Source organism: Bacillus cereus group sp. Sample62, assembly GCF_036851315.1.
Classification (GTDB): domain Bacteria; phylum Bacillota; class Bacilli; order Bacillales; family Bacillaceae_G; genus Bacillus_A; species Bacillus_A wiedmannii.
The window spans coordinates 1,308,611-1,328,934 of record NZ_JAFLPK010000001.1; the positions used below are offsets into that span (position 1 = coordinate 1,308,611).

Sequence of the window (20,324 nt, forward strand, 5' to 3'; positions counted from 1 at the left end):
ATATTAAAAACATTACATAATATGACTAAATATTGAAAAAATATTGAATTTTTAATAAAATTCAATTTGTAATACATATTTTTTATTAGGGGAGGAAATAAGGGATGAACAAGAAACCGTTCAAAGTTTTGTCATCAATCGCTTTGACAGCTGTGTTAGGTCTTTCATTCGGAGCGGGTGGCCAGTCTGCATATGCTGAAACACCTGTGAATAAGACAGCTACGAGCCCAGTCGATGATCATTTAATTCCAGAAGAACGTTTAGCAAATGCGCTAAAAAACCGTGGGGTAATTGATTCGAAGGCTTCAGAGACAGAAACAAAGAAAGCCGTCGAAAAATACGTAGAGAACAAAAAGGGTGAAAATCCTGGGAAAGAAGTATCAAATGGGGACCCACTTACGAAAGAAGCATCTGACTTTTTAAAGAAAGTGAAAGATGCGAAAGCGGATACGAAAGAAAAGTTAGACAAACCAGCAACAGGAACACCTGCAGCGACAGGCCCAGTTAAGGGTGGTCTAAATGGTAAAGTACCAACTTCTCCAGCAAAGGGAAAAGAATATAACGGTGAAGTTCGTAAAGATAAAGTACTCGTTTTACTTGTAGAGTACGCTGACTTTAAACATAACAATATTGATAAAGAACCTGGTTATATGTATACTGACGATTTTAACAAAGAACATTATGAAAAAATGTTATTCGGTAATGAGCCATTCGCATTAGAGGATGGCAGCAAAATCGAAACGTTTAAACAGTATTACGAAGAGCAATCTGGCGGTAGTTATACAGTAGACGGAACAGTTACAAAATGGTTAACAGTTCCTGGTAAAGCTGCTGATTACGGTGCGGATGGTGCGACAGGTCATGATAATAAAGGACCAAAAGGACCACGTGATTTAGTAAAAGATGCATTAAAAGCAGCTGTAGATAGCGGTATTGATTTATCAGAGTTTGACCAATTCGATCAATATGATGTAAATGGCGATGGAAATCAAAAACAACCGGACGGTTTAATCGATCACTTAATGATTATCCATGCGGGTGTTGGACAAGAAGCAGGCGGTGGTAAATTAGGTGACGATGCAATTTGGTCACATCGCTGGACTGTTGGACCAAAACCATTCCCAATTGAAGGCACACAAGCGAAAGTTCCATATTGGGGCGGAAAGATCGCAGCATTCGACTACACAATTGAACCAGAAGATGGCGCAGTTGGTGTATTCGCACATGAATATGGTCATGATTTAGGTCTTCCAGATGAGTATGATACAGATTATACTGGTGACGGTGAACCAATTCAAGCTTGGTCTGTTATGAGTGGCGGAAGCTGGGCTGGTAACATTGCAGGAACAACGCCAACGAGTTTCTCACCACAAAATAAAGAGTTTTTCCAAAAAACAATCGGTGGTAACTGGGCAAATATCGTAGAAGTAGATTACGAGAAATTAAATAAAGGTATCGGTCTAGCAACATATTTAGACCAAAGTGTTACGAAATCTAATCGCCCAGGTATGATTCGTGTTAACTTACCAGATAAAGATGTAAAAGCAATTGATCCAGCATTTGGTAAACAGTATTACTACAGCACAAAAGGTGACAATCTTCACACGAAAATGGAAACACCACTGTTCGATTTAACAAATGCAACGAATGCGAAATTCGATTTCAAATCATTATATGAGATTGAAGCTGAGTATGATTTCCTTGAAGTACACGCTGTAACAGAAGATGGTAAACAAACGTTAATTGAAAGACTTGGCGAGAAAGCAAATAGTGGAAAGGCAGATTCGACAAATGGAAAATGGATTGACAAGTCATATGATTTAAGTCAATTTAAAGGCAAGAAAGTTAAATTAACATTTGAGTACATTACGGATGGTGGTTTAGCATTAAATGGTTTCTTACTTGATAATGCGTCATTAACAGTAGATGGTAAAGTTGCATTCTCTGATGATGCAGAAGGTACACCGCAGTTCAAATTAGATGGATTCGCTGTATCTAATGGAACAGAGAAGAAAAAACATAACTATTATGTAGAGTGGAGAAACTATGCTGGTTCGGATAACGCATTGAAATATGCTCGCGGTCCAGAATATAACTCAGGTATGGTTGTATGGTATGCAGACTCAGCTTATATAGATAACTGGGTTGGTTTACATCCAGGACATGGTTTCCTTGGCGTAGTTGATTCTCATCCAGAAGCAATTGTTGGAACTTTAAATGGTAAACCAACAGTAGCAAGTAGTACACGATTCCAAATCGCTGATGCGGCGTTCTCATTTGATAAAACGCCAGCTTGGAAAGTTGTATCTCCAACGCGCGGAACGTATACGTATAATGGCTTAGCAGGCGTACCGAAGTTTGATGATTCGAAAACGTATATTAATAAACAGATTCCAGATGCAGGACGTATTTTACCGAATCTTGGCCTGAAGTTTGAAGTAGTAGGACAAGCTGATGATAATTCTGCAGGTGCTGTTCGTTTATATCGTTAATACAGTAAAACTACCGAGAGATTTTCTCTCGGTAGTTTTTTTGTGAGCAATGAATTTTATATGCAAGAAGAAATTATATATAATGTAACTTTACGAATAGAAATTTATTATATATGAAGTCTATATAAATAATGAAAGAATTGGATAAAAATAGTGGGAGAAGGTGAATGGATGATTGTTTCTTCTATTGTAAATAAACAAAAAGCATATTTTTATAATGGCCATACGAGAAGTGTAGAAGTGAGAAAGAATAATTTGAAGAAGCTTTATAAAGGCATTCAGCGTTTTGAAGAAGAAATATTTCAGGCATTGAAATTAGATTTAAATAAGTCAGTTCATGAGTCGTTTACAACGGAAGTTGGATATGTATTAAAAGAAATTTCCTTCCAATTGAAGCATATTTCATCGTGGAGTAAACCGAAGCGGGTTCGAACAGCACTCACTCATTTTGGATCAAAAGGAAAGGTAGTGCCTGAACCGTACGGTGTGACACTTATTATTGCACCGTGGAACTATCCGTTTCAATTAGCAATTGCACCTCTTGTAGGAGCGTTGGCGGCTGGAAATACAATTGTTTTAAAGCCGTCAGAGCTAACGCCAAACGTTTCCAAAGTGCTTACAAGGATGTTAGAGGAATTATTCCAAGAAGAGCTTGTAGCGGTAGTAGAAGGCGGTGTAGAAAAGAGTACGGAATTGTTAAAGGAACCGTTTGATTATATTTTCTTTACAGGTAGTGTCGGTGTTGGAAAAGTTGTGATGGAAGCTGCAGCGAAACGGTTGACGCCACTCACGTTAGAACTTGGGGGAAAAAGCCCATGTATTGTACATAAAGATGCAAAAATAGATGTAACAGCAAGACGAATTGTTTGGGGTAAGTTTTTAAATGCAGGGCAAACGTGTGTAGCGCCTGATTATATGTATGTGCATGCTTCGGTGAAAGAACAGTTAATCGAGGCATTACGACACGAAATTGCGGAGCAGTATGGAAAAGATCCACTAAACAATGACAATTATGTACGAATTGTGACTGAACGTCATTTTGACCGTTTATGTGCATTTTTGGAAGATGGTAAAACGGTAATTGGCGGGAACTATAAAAAAGAAACTTTACATATAGAACCAACAGTGTTAACAAATGTTACATGGCAAAGTACTGTTATGGAAGATGAAATTTTTGGTCCGATCTTACCAATTGTAGAATACGACAACATAGAAGAGGTAATTGGAACAATTCAGCAACATCCGAAGCCATTAGCGTTATATGTATTTTCTGAAGATAAAGAAGTACAAAAGAAAGTGACAAGTAATATTTCATATGGCGGAGGCTGTATTAATGATGTTGTCTATCATCTTGCAACGCCATATTTACCTTTTGGTGGTGTTGGAAGTAGTGGATTAGGTAGTTATCATGGGGAAGAAAGTTTTCGGACTTTTTCACATTATAAAAGCATTTTAGCCCAATCTACGGCATTCGATATGAAAATTCGTTACTCTTCTACAAAAAGTGCTTTAAAATTCATACGAAAGTTGTTAAAATGATGATGGTGTTTATCAGTAGGCGTAGCCGTATGATAATAGCCCCTTCGCAATGGAAGGGGTTTTTCTGTTCGACATATGTATCATGCAAAAATGAATCAAACATACTACATAAAGAATAGAAGAGAAGAGAACGCTGCTAAACAACCATTTTTGTTTGGATCGAAACAAAAAATAGTCTATAGAACATAAATATGTATTCATGAATATAAAAATTAAAATTTAAGGTAGATAGGACGGGAAAATGAAAAAGATTATTAAAGTTGAAGCAGTAGAAAAACATTTTGGAAATCAAGTGATTATCCCACCTCTTTCTTTAGACATTAAAGAAGGGGAATTTTTAACGATTTTAGGGCCGAGTGGTTGCGGGAAAACAACGTTACTTCGCATGATCGCAGGTTTTGAAACGCCAACTAAAGGGAATCTTTTATTAGATGATGAAAAGATTAACGATTTGCCACCATATAAGCGTCATATGAACTTAGTGTTCCAACATTATGCGCTATTCCCACATATGAATGTGGAGAAAAATATTTGTTTCGGTATGAAAATGCAGAAAGTACCGGCAGCAGAGCAGAAAGAGCGTGCTGAAGAGGCAATGCGTTTAACGCAGTTACTTGAATTCCGTAATCGTAAACCTGCAAAGCTTTCTGGTGGACAGCAGCAGCGTGTAGCAATTGCGAGAGCGATTGTGAATAACCCGCGTGTATTATTACTAGATGAGCCACTTGGGGCGTTAGACTTTAAGTTAAGAAAAGATTTGCAACGTGAATTGAAAAACTTACAACGTAATTTAGGAATTACATTCATATACGTAACGCACGATCAAGAAGAAGCAATGAGCATGAGTGATCGTATTGTCGTTATGAATAAAGGACATATTGAGCAAATCGGAACGCCGAAAGAAATTTACAATAAGCCGAAAACAATGTTCGTTGCGACATTTATCGGTGAAAATAATATTGTGAAAAACGGGGAAGGCTATGTAGCAATTCGCCCTGAAAACGTGAAGGTACGTTCGGTTGAAGAGCCGATTTTAAAAGAATACCATCTTGGACATATTGAAGACGTTGAGTTTGTTGGAAATATGGAAAAGCTGTATGTACGTGACGAGAAAACATCAGAATTACTAATGGCATATCAAACTGCTGAAGAAGCAGCGCAGTGGAGCATTGGAGATAATGTATACGTAGGCTGGGAGCAAGAGGACGAGGTGACCTTAAATTGAAAAAAGGGAAATTACTCGCACTACCGACAGTCGCGTGGCTGTTAATCTTCTTCCTAATTCCCCTTCTGTTTGTATTGGCATTTGCCTTTATGCAGCGCGGGGCATATGGGACAGTGGAAATGCAATTTACGTTAGAGAATATAGCTCGTGTGTTTGATCCACTATACATGGGAACGTTATGGGAAACTGTTAAGATTGCAGTTATTACAACAGTAATCTGTTTAGTAATTGGTTATCCATTTGCTTATACAATTACAATTGTTGATCGCAAATACCGTTCAATTCTTTTATTATTGGCAACGATCCCGTTTTGGATTAACTTCCTTGTTCGTTCATACGCATGGATTGTTATTTTACGTTCACAAGGTCTTGTAAACACATTGCTATTGAAACTAGGTATTATAAGTGAACCTTTAAATTTACTATATAACACACCTTCTGTAATACTCGGAATGGTCTATTCTTTATTACCATTTATGATTTTACCGGTGTATGCAGCGATTGAGCAGCTTGATAAGCGTAAGCTAGAAGCAGCTTATGATTTAGGAGCAACACCAGCAAAGGCATTTTGGAATGTAACAGTACCAATGACGATGTCAGGGATTGCTACTGGTTCTATTTTAGTGTTTGTTTCTTCTATCGGAATGTTTGTTGTATCAGACGTTATGGGTGGATCGAAAGTAGCATTAATAGGAAACGTAATTCAGAATCAATTCTTAGGAGCACGTGACTGGCCGTTTGGATCTGCGTTATCTATGATTGTTGTTCTATTCTCTGTTCTGTTAATTTACTTATATTATCGTGCAACGAAAGTATATAAATATGATGGGAACGGAGGGGAATAGGCAAAGATGAAGAAGTTTTTAGTTTCTTATTCTTGGTTAATTTTATTGTTCTTGTATTTTCCAATGATGGTTTTAATGGTATATTCCTTCAATGATTCTCGCATTAATGCGGAATGGGAAGGTTTTACATTCCATTGGTATACAGATTTATTTCAAAAGCAAGATGTTATTGATGCGTTTGTAAATAGTATGACGATTGCAATCGTAACGACGATTGTAACGACAGTTCTTGGTGTGATTTTCGCGATTGCATTACATCGCTATAAATATCGTTATGAAGGGGCTATTAACGGTCTTGTGTATTTACCAATTTTAATTCCTGATATTTTAATGGGATTATCTTTACTTATCTTATTTAGTCAATTAGGTATGGAACTTGGCAAAACAACAATTATTATTGCGCACATTACATTTAGTATTTCATTTGTTGTTGTTATTTTAGCAGCACGTCTTTCTGGTATGGGACGTGATTTAGAAGAGGCTGCGAATGATTTAGGAGCAACGCCGTGGCAAACGTTTCGTTATGTAACGTTTCCAGCAATTGCACCAGGAGTTGTTTCAGCTGCATTATTAACATTCACATTATCAATTGATGATTTTGTAATTAGTTTCTTCGTATCAGGACCAGGATCAACAACATTGCCATTATACATTTACAGTATGGTTAAGCGCGGAGTATCACCAGAAATTAATGCACTTTCTACAATTTTAATTGTGGCTATCGTAGGATTAATGGTTTTATCTGAAATCTTCCGTAACAAAGGTGCAGATGGTGAAGAAAACTCTGGAGGACACCTTCCTTTATAATACGAACGATATAGAAAGTACGAGGGGGTAATAAACCGATGAAATTAATAAAAAGATTAGCCGGCGCAGCGATTAGCTTTAGTCTTGTTGCTGGTGTACTTGCTGGTTGTGGTGAAAAGAAAGAAGAGTTAAACATTTATAGCTGGGCTGACAATTTTGATGAGCAAGTGCTAAGAGATTTTGAAAAGAAATATAACGTGAAAGTTAACTATGATAAGTACGCAAGCAACGAAGAAATGCTCGCGAAATTACAAGCTGGTGGCGCGAAGTATGATTTAATTCAGCCGTCTGATTACATGGTTAAAACAATGGCGAAAATGGATTTATTAGCGCCGTTAGATAAAAAGAATATCCCGAATATCGAAAATATGATTTCTAATTTCAAAACACCTGCGTTTGACCCAGAGAATAAATATTCTTTAGTATATACTTGGGGCGTAACAGGGATTGCATACAATAAAAAGTATGTGAAAGAAGCACCTACAAGCTGGGCTGATTTATGGAATGAGAAATATAAAGGGCATGTAACTTTATTAAATGATTCTCGTGAAGTGTTAGGAATGGGCCTTAAGAAGCATGGTTTCTCAAACAGCACGAAAGATGATGCACAGTTAAAGACAGCTGCGACTGATTTACAGAAGCTACTTCCAAACTTACTAGCATTTGATACAGATAATATTAAACAAAAATTCATTACAGAAGATGCTTGGATCGGAACAGTTTGGTCTGGAGATGCAGCATTTATTGCAAAAGATAATAAAGATGTAGAGTATGTTGTACCAAAAGAAGGCGGCACAATTTGGGCTGATACGTTAGCAATTCCAAAAGGTGCGAAAAACAAAGAGCTTGCAGAGAAGTTTATGAACTACTTATTAGATGAAAAAGTAAGTGTGAAAAACTACGAGTCAATTGGATACAGTAATCCTAATGAAAAAGCTCATCCTCTTCATAGTAAAGAATATCGTGAAAACCACATGATCTTCTTAACGAAAGAAGAATTAGATCGTACGGAATGGCTTGTTGATGTAGATGATAAGCTAAAAGACTATGATCGTTACTGGACAGAGTTAAAAACAAAAGGTAAATAAGTGAGAAAATGCGGTTTCTAAAGTAGAAATCGCATTTTTTCATAGTAGGAGGAAATCGTTTGAAAAAAAAGTTACATCAATATGAGGTAGTATGTATCGTTTTATTACTTACTGTATTTGGCATTGTTGCTTGGCGCGTACATGCGGGTGGCGTTACAGTGATGGATACATATGTCCGAGGAGTAGTAAAAGGATTACAAACAGAAAGTTCGCTTACATTTTTCTCAAACTATACAAAATTAGGGTCTGCCATTGGGATCTTAACTACGCTCGTTATAAGTTTGCTTGTTTTTTGGAGAAAACGTTTTTATGCTGCGATGATCGTGTATCCAATGGGCATTTTAATAACACATCTTGTGAATAAAGGGATAAAAGAAGTTGTGAAAAGGGAGCGGCCGTCGTTAAATGAAGCGTTGGATGCGCTTGGATATAGCTTCCCTAGTGGGCATGCAATGTTATCTATTATGACATTCGGGTTTCTTGCTTATATCATTGCGGCAAATTTGAAGAGTGTAACTGGGAAATATGTTATAACGATTTTCATGGGAATAGTAATTATATCGATTGGATTAAGTAGAGTGATTTTAAATGTACATTATCCAACTGATATTTTAGCTGGTTATTGCGTAGGTGGTATTTTGTTAATTATGGCGATTTACTGCCATCGTTTACTTACCGAGAGATTGGGACTTAATAAAGAGAGATAAAAAAACGGCTGGAAAAACTATCAATATAGTGTTTCCAGCCGTTTTTTGTTTGTACGAAGATGTGATACAGTATAAATGACAATTGAATTATTTAAAGTAGGTGAAAAAGTGTGAAAACAAATGTAAATAAAGTAGATAAGTGGGGGAAATTAGGAGCTTTTTTGTATCAGTTTCGTTATACAGTAATTGTAGCATTACTATTGGTTGCGATCGCACTCGGTATTTTCGCTCCAAAGCTGCCGGGAGTGTTAGGTGGTGATGGTTTCCAAACGGAAGGGGACTATCAAAAAACGAAAGAAATTTTAGATAAAGATTTTAAGAGGTCTCAAGACACACTTCTACTCGTTTTTGAAAAAAATAAGGGTGCTTCACATGAGGAATTTCAAAAGCAAGTAGAGGGAATTGTAAAGAATGTACAAGAGAAAGAGACATATGAATCTTTCCATCACCCAGTGCAAAATAAAGAAATGTTACAAGATGATATCGGCTATGCGACAATTTTATTTTCCGGGAAAACAAATAAAGAACGAATGGAAAAGACATTGCAATTTGCTGATAAAATCGAAAAGGAAAGTAATGCAGCATTAAAAGTAACGCCTACAGGGTTTCCAAAAATTAATCAAGAGATTAATGAAAGAACGCAAAATGATTTAAAAGTAGCAGAGATGATTGGGTTACCAATTGCATTTCTCGTATTACTATTTTCATTTGGTAGTCTTTTGGCATCTATTTTACCAATTGTAAATGGGGCACTTAGTGTTATTAGTACGATGGGCATATTATACTTTATAGGTAGTGATAAGGAACTATCTATCTTTGTGTTAAATGTTGCACCGATGATTGGACTGGCGCTATCTATTGATTTTGCGCTATTATTTGTAAATCGCTTTCGAGAGGAAGTTGCAAAGCGAACGGTAAAAGAAGCGATAGCAATTACATATCAGACAGCAGGGCGCGCAATCGTATTTTCAGGATTATGTGTATTTGTTGGATTATCCGGATTGTTTTTCTTTAAAATCGATTATATTCAGTCTGTCGCAATTAGCGGAATGATTGTTGTGATTATGAGTATTTTATTCTCACTCACACTTCTCCCAGCGCTATTATCATTAATTGGGAAACGAATATTAAAAAAGAATCAAGTAGCACATACACCGGCAAAGGCATGGCGTAAATTTGCGCAATTTGTAATGAAACATCCAATCGCAATGATTATTGTTGTTACAACATTTATTGTGATTTGCTTATTACCGTTACGTACAGCTAATTTGCAGTTCCCTGACGTAGAAGCTCTACCTAAACAAAGTGATACAAGAATTGCATATGAGAAGTACGAAGAGGCATTTAATAAAACTGCAAAAAAACATGCTGATGTTACGTTAGTGGTAGAGACGAAAAAAGATATGAAAGAAAAAGAAAGTTTACAAAAGATAGAAGAAGTCGTTCAACAGTTAAAAGATGATAAGAAAGTATATGAAGTTAGAAGCTTATACGACGGGTTAACTCGTATGAAAGCAGATCAAGTTGCTGGAATGTTAGAGTCGCCAGAAGCAGCGAAACTAGCTCCTATATTTGAAGCATATACGAAAGGAAATAAGACGACGATAGAAATCTTTTTGAAAACAAAACCACGTACTGAAACTGCTAAACAGTGGGTTCGTGATTTTAAACAAAATTATAAAGAAACAGATGTTACGTATTATTTAGGCGGGATGACGACGTTCCAACAAGAGTTAGAAGATGAAATTAAAGATAAAGTTGCAATTGGTATGTCTGTTATATTTGGATCGACCTTTGTTATATTATTATTTGCATTCCGGTCTATACTCATTCCGATTAAGGCAATTATTATGAATATACTTAGTTTAAGTGCAACAATAGGAATTGTTGTTTGGTTATTTGAAGGTGGGCATTTTGGTTTAGAAGCGAGTCCTGTTCTATTTGTCTTACCAATCTTCATTTTCGGTCTCGTATTTGGGCTTAGCATGGATTATGAAGTCTTTCTTATCTCACGTATTCATGAACTGTATGAAGAAACAGGAGATAACGATCAAGCGACATTAGAAGGACTTGTGTCAACAAGTAGAATCATTACATCAGCTGCGTTAATTATGATTGTTGTAACTGGTGCGTTTGCCTTTACTGATATTTTACCAGTACGGCAAATGGGGCTTGGCGTTGCATTAGCGATATTCCTTGATGCGACAATTATTCGTCTTATGCTCGTACCAAGTTTAATGAAATTGTTTGGAGACTGGAACTGGTGGTTACCATTTCGAAAGAAAAGAGAAAAATCATCGTAAAAAATACTCATCTTATAGATGAGTATTTTTTTATGAATAGCAAGACCTACATTTTGCAAATAGTATGTGATAAGAACATTACATATAAGTAGGTGAAGGCAATGTTTCGTTATTTTAAGTTTAAGCTAAATGATACAGTACAGTTTGCAGAAAACGATGGACATATGTATCGCATTGTCGGTTATCGGTTAGAAAAAGGATTTTATCCAAAAGATGAATGGACTCATATCATTTATGAATTGCTGAGAGATTTTGATGGGTATACGATGGATGCGGAAGAAGAAGAACTTGTAAAGGTCATTCAAGTAGAGGATGAGTATTACAAAATACAAGAAGTATCGGGCTATCGTTATCCAGTAAAAATGAAGCAAAAACAACACGTGATGAAAGTAGAAAAGATGGATGATTTATTAGATACGTATAATGATTATAAAAGATTGGCGGATTTCTTTAAAGATTTATCGTATGAGCAAAAAGCGGACGAAGTATTGCAGGAAATGAAACGGCGTAGAGCGTGAGGGGACAGTCTACTATAAGACTGTCCTCTATTTTTGACGGTGCATCAAATTGTGTTTTCCGTTACAATGAGAGAATCAATAGAAATAAGGTGATACAGTATGGAAACGAAGAAAAAGGGCGAATGGTGCGAAATTACTGTTCCAGCGAAATGGAATGGTATAAGTATTGATTCGTTATTAAAAATAGAATGGGAAATACCGAAAAAGTTGTTACATCAGCTTCGTATGGAAAAAGGTGTTACCGTTAACGGAGAACAGAGAAGATGGAATGAGCTTTTAAAAGAAGGCGATAAGTTACAAGTGCATATGTTTATGGAGGAAGAGTACGATGTAGAGCCTGAATATGGTGAATTAGATGTAATATATGAAGACGATCACGTACTCATCGTAAATAAGCCTGAGAAGATGGATACGCATCCTGCTGAAAAAGGTGGAACGGGAACACTTGCAAACCTCGTTGCCTTTCATTTTCAAATGCAAGGTTTAGAGACGAAGGTTCGTCATATTCATCGGTTAGATAAAGATACGACAGGTGGTGTCGTGTTTGCTAAGCATAGAATTGCTGGTGCAATTATGGATCGTTTATTAATGGAACGGAAAATTAAAAGAACATATGCGGCGCTTGTGGAAGGGAAAGTAAAAGGTAAGCAAGGAACAATTGACGCAGCTATCGGAAGAGATCGCCATCATGCGACGAGACGACGTGTTTCTCCAAAGGGGGACCAAGCAATTACGTATTATAAAGTAGAGAAGTATTTTAAAAAACAAAATGCTACGTTCGTAACGTTACAATTAGAAACAGGTAGAACACATCAAATTCGTGTTCATATGAGCTATCATGGTAATCCATTAGTTGGAGATGTATTATACGGTGGACAAACGAAATATATGTCCAGGCAAGCATTACATGCGATGAAGATTCATTTCTTGCATCCAATTACGAAAGAAGAGATCGAAGTGGATGTACCATTTCCGATAAAATTAAATAATATAATGAAAGAATTTCAAAGAATGAATGCATAAAGTGTAAGTTTAAATTTGAGAAAAGTAGATTCTTGCAGGAATTTCTCTAAAAGAAGCGAAGCCGTTAAGAGAAAAGAGAGGTGAGAATTACTTGGTCAAATATAAATATATACTAGGAATGTTTTTCGCTTGTCTTTTAGTTACTCTATGCCTCTATCCATACTTACCAAACTTTATGGCAGTACATTGGAATGAAAATGGTGAGCCAAACGAGTTTATGAGTAAACAAGTTGTTATAGCATTTATTCCTTGTCTTATTATTTTTTTACATGGATTCGTGTATATTATTTCACATAATGTATATAAGTTTAATGAAGGTGAGCATGTCATTATAAGTGGATTTCTAAAGACGATTACTTTATTTATGGTGTTTATCCATATGCTCATTCTCTTTATTAATTTTGGAAGCATGATATCCTTTCAGACAGGACTAACAATTGGAATTAGTATGTTTCTTTTTATGCTTAGTAAAGGATTTAAAAAAGTTAAGAGTACGGAAAAAGACCCAGTCAAATTACAAAAAATTCGTTTAGTGAGTAGGCGGATTTTTCAAGTGATGGCATGTAGTATATTGTTTTCCTTGTTTTTGAACTTGAAATGGGGATTTTATGTGTTACTTAGTGTAATAAGTTGTGGCTCTATTTTGTTTATGTTCTACATATTGTACTCATACATAATAGAAAGTTATGAAATGTAAAAAAGAGTCTTCTCATTATGAGAAGACTCTTTTAATCTATTTACTTCGTAATAAATTGTTGTGTCCAGTAGTTGCCGCTTTCTACATAGCCAACACCGATGTGAGTGAAGCCGTTATTTAAGATGTTTGCACGGTGTCCAGCACTGTTCATCCAAGCTTGTACTACTTCTTCAGGTGTACGTTGGCCTTGAGCAATGTTTTCACCTGCAGATGTATAAGAAATACCAAATTTCTTCATCATGTCAAATGGAGACCCATATGTAGGGCTGTTATGATCAAAGTAGTTATTCTTCTGCATATCTTCAGATTTAACACGTGCTACTTTGCTTAATTCAGTATCGATTTTTAGTGCTGGTAAGCCTTGTTTTGCACGTTCAGCGTTTGTTAATTCAACAACACGTTGTTCGAATTCGCTTAAAGATTTTGCTTCTTCAGCAGGCTTTTGCTCAGCAGGCTTTTGTTCAGCAGGTTTTTGAGTATTGTTGTTTTCAGCAGGTTTTTGAGCTTCTGGTTTTTGAACTTCTTCAGCAGGCTTTTGCTCAACTGGTTTTTGCTCAACTGGTTTTTGAGTTTCTGGCTTAGCTGTTGGTTGCTCAGTTACAACATTTTCAGTTGGTTGTTGACCAGGAATGAAGCAGTTTGGTTGGAAATTTCCTTGTTGCCATTGTGCTAATGACTCAACGCCCATAGATTGTAAGAATGCTTGTAATTCTTGTTGGCTCATTTGCTTCATCATCACTTTTGAATGCTGAATATTTTGAACCTTTATGTTAGATGGTTGTACTGTTGCAGCTTGTGCATCTAAAGATGATACTCCTAAAGTAAGAGCTGTTGCAGCAGCTACAGATAATAAAACACGCTTTTTCATGATGTGTGTCCCCCTATATAAAGTTTTAATTTGTTTTCACACGATTTGTTTTGACAGCCTGTCTGACTGACAAATTCATCGTAGCATACAATTTGCTAGAAAAAAGATGGAAAAAAATTCATAGACTTTAAAATTACCTAATTTATCCTAAGTGAAGAAAAGGGAAAAAATAAGAGAAACATAGAGTATAAAAGGAATTTCCAGCATTTTTATACTAGGTTTTAAGAGGCGGTTTTTGGATAAATGTACCTATATTGAAAATGAAGAATCCTATTGTATCAATGATTTGAGCGTTTTTTTGAGGAATATACTGGATTGATTTTTACAAAACTGTAATGTTCCTGTTGTTCTTTTTTATAATAAAGTAACATATTCTTAATCTTGTAGCGGACAAAAAAGCGGCTATCTCTTTACATAGACGAAGGAGATAGCCGTTTTCCTATTATTACGTATGTTACGAGTTATTACGAGTTGGTTTCAATTGCTTCTAATAATAAATCTACAATGTGAATTCCTCTCATTTTATGAGAAAGTCCTTCTCGTTCAATGCCTAATTTCATTTGTAGTAGACAACCTGGATTTGCAGTAACAATAGTTGCTGCTTCTGTTTCATGCACACGGTCCATTTTATAATCTAGAAATTCCATGGATAGTTCTGAATGAACAATATTGTAAATACCAGCAGAACCACAGCAGCGATCCGCATCTTTCATTTCACGGTATGTTGCGCCTTGAATTGCTTCTAGTAACATACGAGGTTCTGAAGAGGTTCGCATAACATTGCGTAAATGACAAGAGTCTTGATACGTAATAATTTGCGTTGGCAGTCGTAAGTCATTCCGTTTATGGAAATCTAGTTCTACTAGAATAGCAGTAATATCTTTAATTTTAGAAACAAACTGCTTTGCGCGTTCAGCCCACTCTGGATCATCTTTTAAAAGATAATCGTAGTCTACGAGGTAAGCTCCGCAACCACCTGCATTCGTAATAATATAGTCGATGTTTAAATCTTCGAATGCTTTTATATTTCGTTTCGCTAATTCTTTCGCTCCGCTCTTTTCACCAGCATGCCCATGTAATGCACCGCAGCAACTTTGTGTTTTTGGAATAACGATATCACAACCAGCTAACTGAAGAAGTTTTATCGTTGCGTTATTTGTTTCTAAAAACATCGTATCCATTAAACAGCCTGTGAAGAATGCAACTTGTTTCTTTTTTGTACTTTCAGCAGGTAAAAATTCAGGACGATCTTTCATTGCTTTCATTTTAGGGACTTTTGGTAAAACGAGATCCATCGTTGCAAGTGTTTCAGGGAATAACTTCATAATCCCTGTTTTATGTGTTAGCGTTTGTAAACCAGAACGCTGATAAAATCCGATTAGTCCTGTTAATGTTCTCATTCGATTTTGATGCGGGAATAGTCCTTCAAAAACGACTTTACGAACGGCCCTCACTGGCACCGAGAACTTTTTGTTTTGATTGATAATATCACGAGCTTCTTCTAATAAATGTCCGTAATTTACACCTGATGGACAAACAGGTTCACAAGCACGGCAGCCAAGGCAAACATTCAATGTATTTTCAACATCTTCATCTGGTTCGATTAAACCGTCAACGACCGCTTTCATTATTGCGATACGTCCTCGTGGTGAATGTGATTCTTTATATCCAGATTGAATGTAAGTAGGACAAGTAGGTAAACAGAAACCGCATCGCATACAGTTTAGTAGTTCATCTTCACTTAATCTTTCTTTAAATTCTTTTTGAATGTTTTCTTTATTTAATGTTGTCATCGTTCAACCACCACTCTTTTGCGAGTGTCTTTCGCGAACATCTTGCCAGGGTTCATAATGTTATTTGGATCGAAGGCTTGTTTAATTCCTTGCATGGCAGCAATACCTTCTTTACCTAATTTCATTTCTAAATACGGAGCTTTCATCGCACCAACACCATGTTCACCAGTAATTGTGCCACCAAGTTCAATTGCTTTCGCAAATATTTCAGCAAAAGCTTGTTCAGCTCGGTGCATTTCTTCTTCATTACGAGCATCTGTCATACAAGTTGGGTGTAGGTTGCCATCGCCAGCATGCCCAAACGTACAAATAGGAATATTATATTTTTTTGCAATCGCATTAATAGCTTCAACCATCGGAGCTATTTGTGAGCGTGGTACCGTTGCATCTTCTAATATTGTAGTAGGTTTTAATCTTGCAAGTGCTGATAGTGCACTACGGCGAGCTGTCCGAAGCGCATCTGCTTCCGCTTCATCTTTTGCAATGCGAACATCGACTGCATTCATAGAGCGGCAAACGTTAGCCATTTTTTCAATATCTCGATTGACAACTTCAGGCGGACCGTCTTGTTCGATTAATAAAATTGCTTTTACATCAGTTGGTAAACCGATTTGTGCAAACTCCTCTACTACTTCAATTGTTGGCTGGTCTAAAAACTCAAGTGTCGCTGGAATGATTTTATTTGCAATAATAGAAGAAACAGCACGTGCAGCTTCATTAATATCTTCATATAGTGCAAGCATCGTTTTCTTCGTTTCAGGCATAGGAACAAGTTTTAATATTGCTTCTGTTACGACGCCAAGTGTCCCTTCAGAACCGATAAATAAACGAGTTAAATCGTAACCAGCTACATCTTTTGCTAATTTACCGCCAGTACGAATAATATCGCCATTTGGTAAGACAAGTTCAAGACCCATCACATAATCACGTGTTACGCCATATTTTAATCCGCGTAATCCACCTGAGTTTTCATTAATGTTACCGCCGATTGTAGAAATTTTCATCGAGCTTGGATCTGGTGGATAAAATAAACCTTTTTCTTCTACCGCTTTAATAATATCAAGTGTAATTACACCAGCTTGTACAGTAATTGTTAAATTCTCTTCATCAATTTCTAAAATGTTATTCATATGGCGGAAGATAAGGACGATACCGCCTTCAAGTGGACATGTCCCCGCGCAAAGGTTTGTTCCAGAACCACGAACATATACAGGGATTTTGTGAGTGTTACATATTTTTAACACTTCAGCTACTTCATTTGTATTACGAGGAGCAATGACTGCATCAGGCATTGCTTGGAAGTTTGGAGTGGCATCATAACTATACGTTAAACGCCCCATATTGGATGTATCTACATTATCTTTGCCAACAATGGATACGAATGAATGAATAATTTGCTTTTCTAACATTGGAAATCCCCCTCAAACTGTTAACGTATTTAGTCATCATAAAAAACGTTGTAACAGTGCTTTCATTATAATGATAAAAAAGTTAGGGGATTCTTTCTATGTATAATCATCTAAAGATTAATCTTTTTTATCATTCTTTTTTGTATGATTATCTAATAAGAGGAGCGAGAAGTATAAAATGTTTAAGTCTTTGAATTGTTTCGGGTCAAGTCCTGTATGCTCCTCAATTTTTTTAAGTCTGTAATGCAATGTGTTAATGTGTATATGTAATTGTTCAGCTGTTTGTTTATAGGATTGGTTATAATCAATAAATAAGCGTAAAGTGTGCATAAGCTCAGGAGATGATAGTAAGTTTTCGATGGTGCGCCTTAGAAACTGTTCCCGCGTTTCAGCAGAAATATCTTGTAAGCACATTTCTAAACGTAAATCTTCATTAAATACAATTTTTTTCGTTTCAAGTGATACGGAAAGAGCTTGTAATGCTTGTTCGTACGATAAGTTCATATTGCTTGGTGTAACGGATTGTCCAATCCCAATATATAAAGGAATAGAAAACAAAGTTTCACAGTCTTGTTTTAATCTTTTTAAAAATTGATACGTTTGCTCTTTGGAGTTTGTGGCTGTAAATAAAATGAATCGATCATTTCCCCAGCGAACAAATAGATGCTCCTTTGTTAATAGATTGCGTACGTGTTGCCAAATCTTACGCTGAAGCATCGTGTCATTTTGATCGATAGAGAACAAAATAAGTTGTTTCTTCTTATATAAATCAATACCAAGTGTTTTTGCGCGATCGAGAAAGCTTGGAGACCAGTCTGTATTTTGAAGCCAATCAAAGACAAATGTTTCATAAGAACGGTGTTCAAGTTCTAGTTGTTCTAAAAAGTAGTTTTCGTGAATGAGTAGTTCGGTCATTTTACGTAATATTTCTCCGTATTGTGAAATGTTTTCAGGTTCGCCTGTAATTCCAATGACACCAATTACTTCGTCATGAAATAGTAAGGGGAGGTTCATACCCGCCTTTACGCCTTGCAAACGTCGTTCATCTTCTTTTGTAATAATGACAGTTTTCTTTTGTTTCGCGCATCGGAGTGCACCTTCATGAAATTGGCCGATTCTTTCTACATCTGTACTTGCGATAATAACGCCTTGTATATTAATGATAATGATATTTTCTTTAATTAACCTGCGTACTTCTCGTACAATTTTATTCGCTAAATCAGGAAAAAGCATAATTTGCACACCTCAAATTCTATTTGTTGTACATTATATATGTAAATGAAGTAAGAAAGGAAAATTTCACACTTTCCACACATTTATTTGTTATTTTACAATTATAACGAAATCATCCGAAGATGGAGGGAATCTTTTGAGAAAGTATGTTTTTCTTCTCTGTTTTTTATTTCTATTAGTAGGGTGTCAAGGAAGTACATATACACCGATTGCTAAAGATAAAAGTGTTATTATAACAACGAATATAAAAGAAGGTAGTATCAGTTTTGTTGATGAAAAAACTAAAAAATTAATTACGACATGGGAACTTAATGAACCAATGGCAGGAGTTGCACTACTTCCAAACGGTGAGGACATACTTGTATATGGCAAGCAGTTAGAGTACATGTATGTATATTCACTAGCAGAAGGAAGGCAAGTGGACAAATATAAAACTGGAAAAGGCATTGTAAATGTGATTGTATCCGAGGATAAAAAACAATTATTTGCTGCCGATCAAACTGCTCAAAAGGTAAGGTTCTTTATGATAAAAGGGAAAGAGACAGGGAGTGTATCAACAGGAAAAGGACCAATAACGATGGTAGAGCACGATAACCAGTTATCTGTATTAAACTTTTATGATACGAAGCTAACGACCATTGATACAAAGAAAAAAGAAGTGATACAATCCTTTATGATTCCCCCAGCATCAACGGGAGCGACAATTAGCCCAGATGGGAAAGAAATATGGATTGGCGGACATGGTGATGGAAATCAAGTCAATGAGAAAGTATTAGTGTATTCATTGCAAAGCGGAGAAATGGTACGTTCTTTACATGCTCCTTTTATGCCTGTGAATATAACGAAGGATAATAAGTATGTATATGCATTAAGTCACGGTTCGAATACGCTTAGAAAGTTTGATGTTAGCACGTATAAAGAGGTGGCTTCTGTAGAAGTAGGATCGAATCCATTTGCATTTTTGAAGAGCGGAGCAGAAGGATACGTAGCAAGCTATGATAGTGATGAAGTGTGTGTCATGGATATGAAGAGCTTGAAAATAAAACAAACAATTAAAGTCGGAAAAGGGCCGTTTCAACTCATAGAGAGGGAAGGGAAGAACAATGAGTAAATATAGGGTGCTAGTTGTAGATGATGAAAGTGATATGAGGCAGCTTGTTGGAATGTACTTAGATAATTTCGGATACGAGTGGGGAGAAGCTGAAAATGGAAAAGAGGCTCTAAAAAAATTAGAGACGGATCATTATGATTTCGTTGTATTAGATATTATGATGCCAGAGATGGATGGACTTTCAGTTTGTAAAGAAATTAGAAAAACGTCAGATGTACCAATTATATTTTTAACAGCAAAAGGTGAAGAGTGGAATAGGGTCAACGGCTTGCGTATGGGAGCAGATGATTATATTGTAAAGCCATTTAGTCCGGGAGAACTAATTGCTCGTATGGAAGCTGTGTTAAGACGTTATACAAAGCAGGAGCAACAAGAGGAGATTCAGTTTGGACCGATCCTTATTAATGAAAAAAGTAGGAAGATTGAGGCTGATGGTGAGCCAATTTCTCTTACAGTAAAAGAGTTTGATTTACTCTATTTTCTTTGCCAACATACGGGACAAGTATTTAGCCGGGAACAATTGCTGGAAAAGGTATGGGGATATGATTATGCCGGAAGTACAAGAACAGTGGATACGCACGTGAAAACGATGCGTTTGAAGCTTGGAGAAAGCGGGAACTACATTCAAACGGTTTGGGGTGTAGGCTATAAATTTGAGGTGTAACG

The 20,324-nt window shown here is 36.3% G+C and carries 17 protein-coding genes; 13 read left to right on the forward strand and 4 right to left on the reverse strand.

Features of this window, described 5'->3' with window-relative positions:
* Window positions 1-104 precede the first annotated feature (104 nt).
* The 11 genes from inhA1 (at window position 105) to J0835_RS06620 (ending at window position 13,244) form a co-directional block, all read left to right on the forward strand.
* Window positions 105-2,492 (forward strand): M6 family metalloprotease immune inhibitor InhA1, encoded by a 2,388-nt coding sequence (inhA1, locus tag J0835_RS06570; RefSeq protein ID WP_087979854.1) that lies wholly within the window; start codon window positions 105-107, stop codon window positions 2,490-2,492.
* A gap of 171 nt (window positions 2,493-2,663) precedes the next feature.
* The gene (locus J0835_RS06575; protein ID WP_087979855.1) at window positions 2,664-4,031 is read left to right on the forward strand and encodes an aldehyde dehydrogenase; all 1,368 of its coding nucleotides are present in this window, start codon (window positions 2,664-2,666) and stop codon (window positions 4,029-4,031) included.
* 241 nt (window positions 4,032-4,272) lie between these two features.
* Window positions 4,273-5,256 carry a spermidine/putrescine ABC transporter ATP-binding protein PotA gene (potA, locus tag J0835_RS06580; RefSeq protein ID WP_000720323.1) on the forward strand — a complete coding sequence of 328 codons (984 nt, stop codon included), beginning with the start codon at window positions 4,273-4,275 and terminating at the stop codon, window positions 5,254-5,256.
* Window positions 5,253-6,101: a spermidine/putrescine ABC transporter permease PotB gene (gene potB / locus J0835_RS06585; RefSeq protein WP_000715495.1), complete on the forward strand. Its 849-nt coding sequence runs from the start codon at window positions 5,253-5,255 to the stop codon at window positions 6,099-6,101. Before potA ends, potB begins: the two co-directional genes overlap by 4 nt.
* 6 nt (window positions 6,102-6,107) lie before the next feature.
* The gene (gene potC, locus J0835_RS06590; RefSeq protein WP_087979856.1) at window positions 6,108-6,908 is read left to right on the forward strand and encodes a spermidine/putrescine ABC transporter permease PotC; all 801 of its coding nucleotides are present in this window, start codon (window positions 6,108-6,110) and stop codon (window positions 6,906-6,908) included.
* A 38-nt stretch (window positions 6,909-6,946) separates the two neighbouring features.
* The gene (gene potD, locus J0835_RS06595) at window positions 6,947-7,996 is read left to right on the forward strand and encodes a spermidine/putrescine ABC transporter substrate-binding protein PotD (RefSeq protein WP_087979857.1); all 1,050 of its coding nucleotides are present in this window, start codon (window positions 6,947-6,949) and stop codon (window positions 7,994-7,996) included.
* Between the two features lie 59 nt (window positions 7,997-8,055).
* Window positions 8,056-8,703 (forward strand): phosphatase PAP2 family protein, encoded by a 648-nt coding sequence (locus J0835_RS06600; RefSeq protein WP_087979858.1) that lies wholly within the window; start codon window positions 8,056-8,058, stop codon window positions 8,701-8,703.
* A gap of 110 nt (window positions 8,704-8,813) precedes the next feature.
* Complete coding sequence (locus J0835_RS06605; protein WP_087979859.1) at window positions 8,814-11,006, forward strand: MMPL family transporter; 2,193 nt, start codon at window positions 8,814-8,816, stop codon at window positions 11,004-11,006.
* A 101-nt stretch (window positions 11,007-11,107) separates the two neighbouring features.
* Window positions 11,108-11,524: a histidinol dehydrogenase gene (locus J0835_RS06610; protein ID WP_087979860.1), complete on the forward strand. Its 417-nt coding sequence runs from the start codon at window positions 11,108-11,110 to the stop codon at window positions 11,522-11,524.
* A 99-nt stretch (window positions 11,525-11,623) separates the two neighbouring features.
* Window positions 11,624-12,547, forward strand: coding sequence for an RluA family pseudouridine synthase (locus tag J0835_RS06615; RefSeq protein WP_087979861.1), 924 nt, complete (start codon window positions 11,624-11,626; stop codon window positions 12,545-12,547).
* Window positions 12,548-12,638: 91 nt separating this feature from the next.
* Entirely contained in the window at window positions 12,639-13,244 is a 606-nt protein-coding gene (locus tag J0835_RS06620; protein ID WP_087979862.1) for a DUF1648 domain-containing protein, read from the forward strand.
* Window positions 13,245-13,284: 40 nt separating this feature from the next.
* Here J0835_RS06620 and J0835_RS06625 read toward each other — a convergent pair whose 3' ends face one another.
* The 4 genes from J0835_RS06625 to J0835_RS06640 form a co-directional block, all read right to left on the reverse strand.
* Window positions 13,285-14,112, reverse strand: coding sequence for a CAP domain-containing protein (locus J0835_RS06625; protein ID WP_087979863.1), 828 nt, complete (start codon window positions 14,110-14,112; stop codon window positions 13,285-13,287).
* 464 nt (window positions 14,113-14,576) lie between these two features.
* Entirely contained in the window at window positions 14,577-15,905 is a 1,329-nt protein-coding gene (locus tag J0835_RS06630) for a (Fe-S)-binding protein (protein WP_087979864.1), read from the reverse strand.
* The gene (glcD, locus tag J0835_RS06635; RefSeq protein ID WP_087979865.1) at window positions 15,902-17,314 is read right to left on the reverse strand and encodes a glycolate oxidase subunit GlcD; all 1,413 of its coding nucleotides are present in this window, start codon (window positions 17,312-17,314) and stop codon (window positions 15,902-15,904) included. The genes J0835_RS06630 and glcD overlap by 4 nt, the downstream gene beginning before the upstream one ends.
* Window positions 17,315-17,431: 117 nt before the next feature.
* Window positions 17,432-18,547, reverse strand: coding sequence for a CdaR family transcriptional regulator (locus tag J0835_RS06640; RefSeq protein ID WP_087979866.1), 1,116 nt, complete (start codon window positions 18,545-18,547; stop codon window positions 17,432-17,434).
* A gap of 136 nt (window positions 18,548-18,683) precedes the next feature.
* On the opposite strand from J0835_RS06640, the gene J0835_RS06645 reads away from it, so the two are divergent.
* Together J0835_RS06645 and J0835_RS06650 are read left to right on the forward strand one after the other, a co-directional pair.
* On the forward strand, window positions 18,684-19,658 hold the full coding sequence (locus J0835_RS06645; RefSeq protein ID WP_087979867.1) for a YncE family protein: 975 nt from the start codon (window positions 18,684-18,686) through the stop codon (window positions 19,656-19,658).
* Window positions 19,651-20,322: a response regulator transcription factor gene (locus tag J0835_RS06650; protein WP_000049878.1), complete on the forward strand. Its 672-nt coding sequence runs from the start codon at window positions 19,651-19,653 to the stop codon at window positions 20,320-20,322. Before J0835_RS06645 ends, J0835_RS06650 begins: the two co-directional genes overlap by 8 nt.
* The last annotated feature ends 2 nt before the right edge of the window (window positions 20,323-20,324 follow it).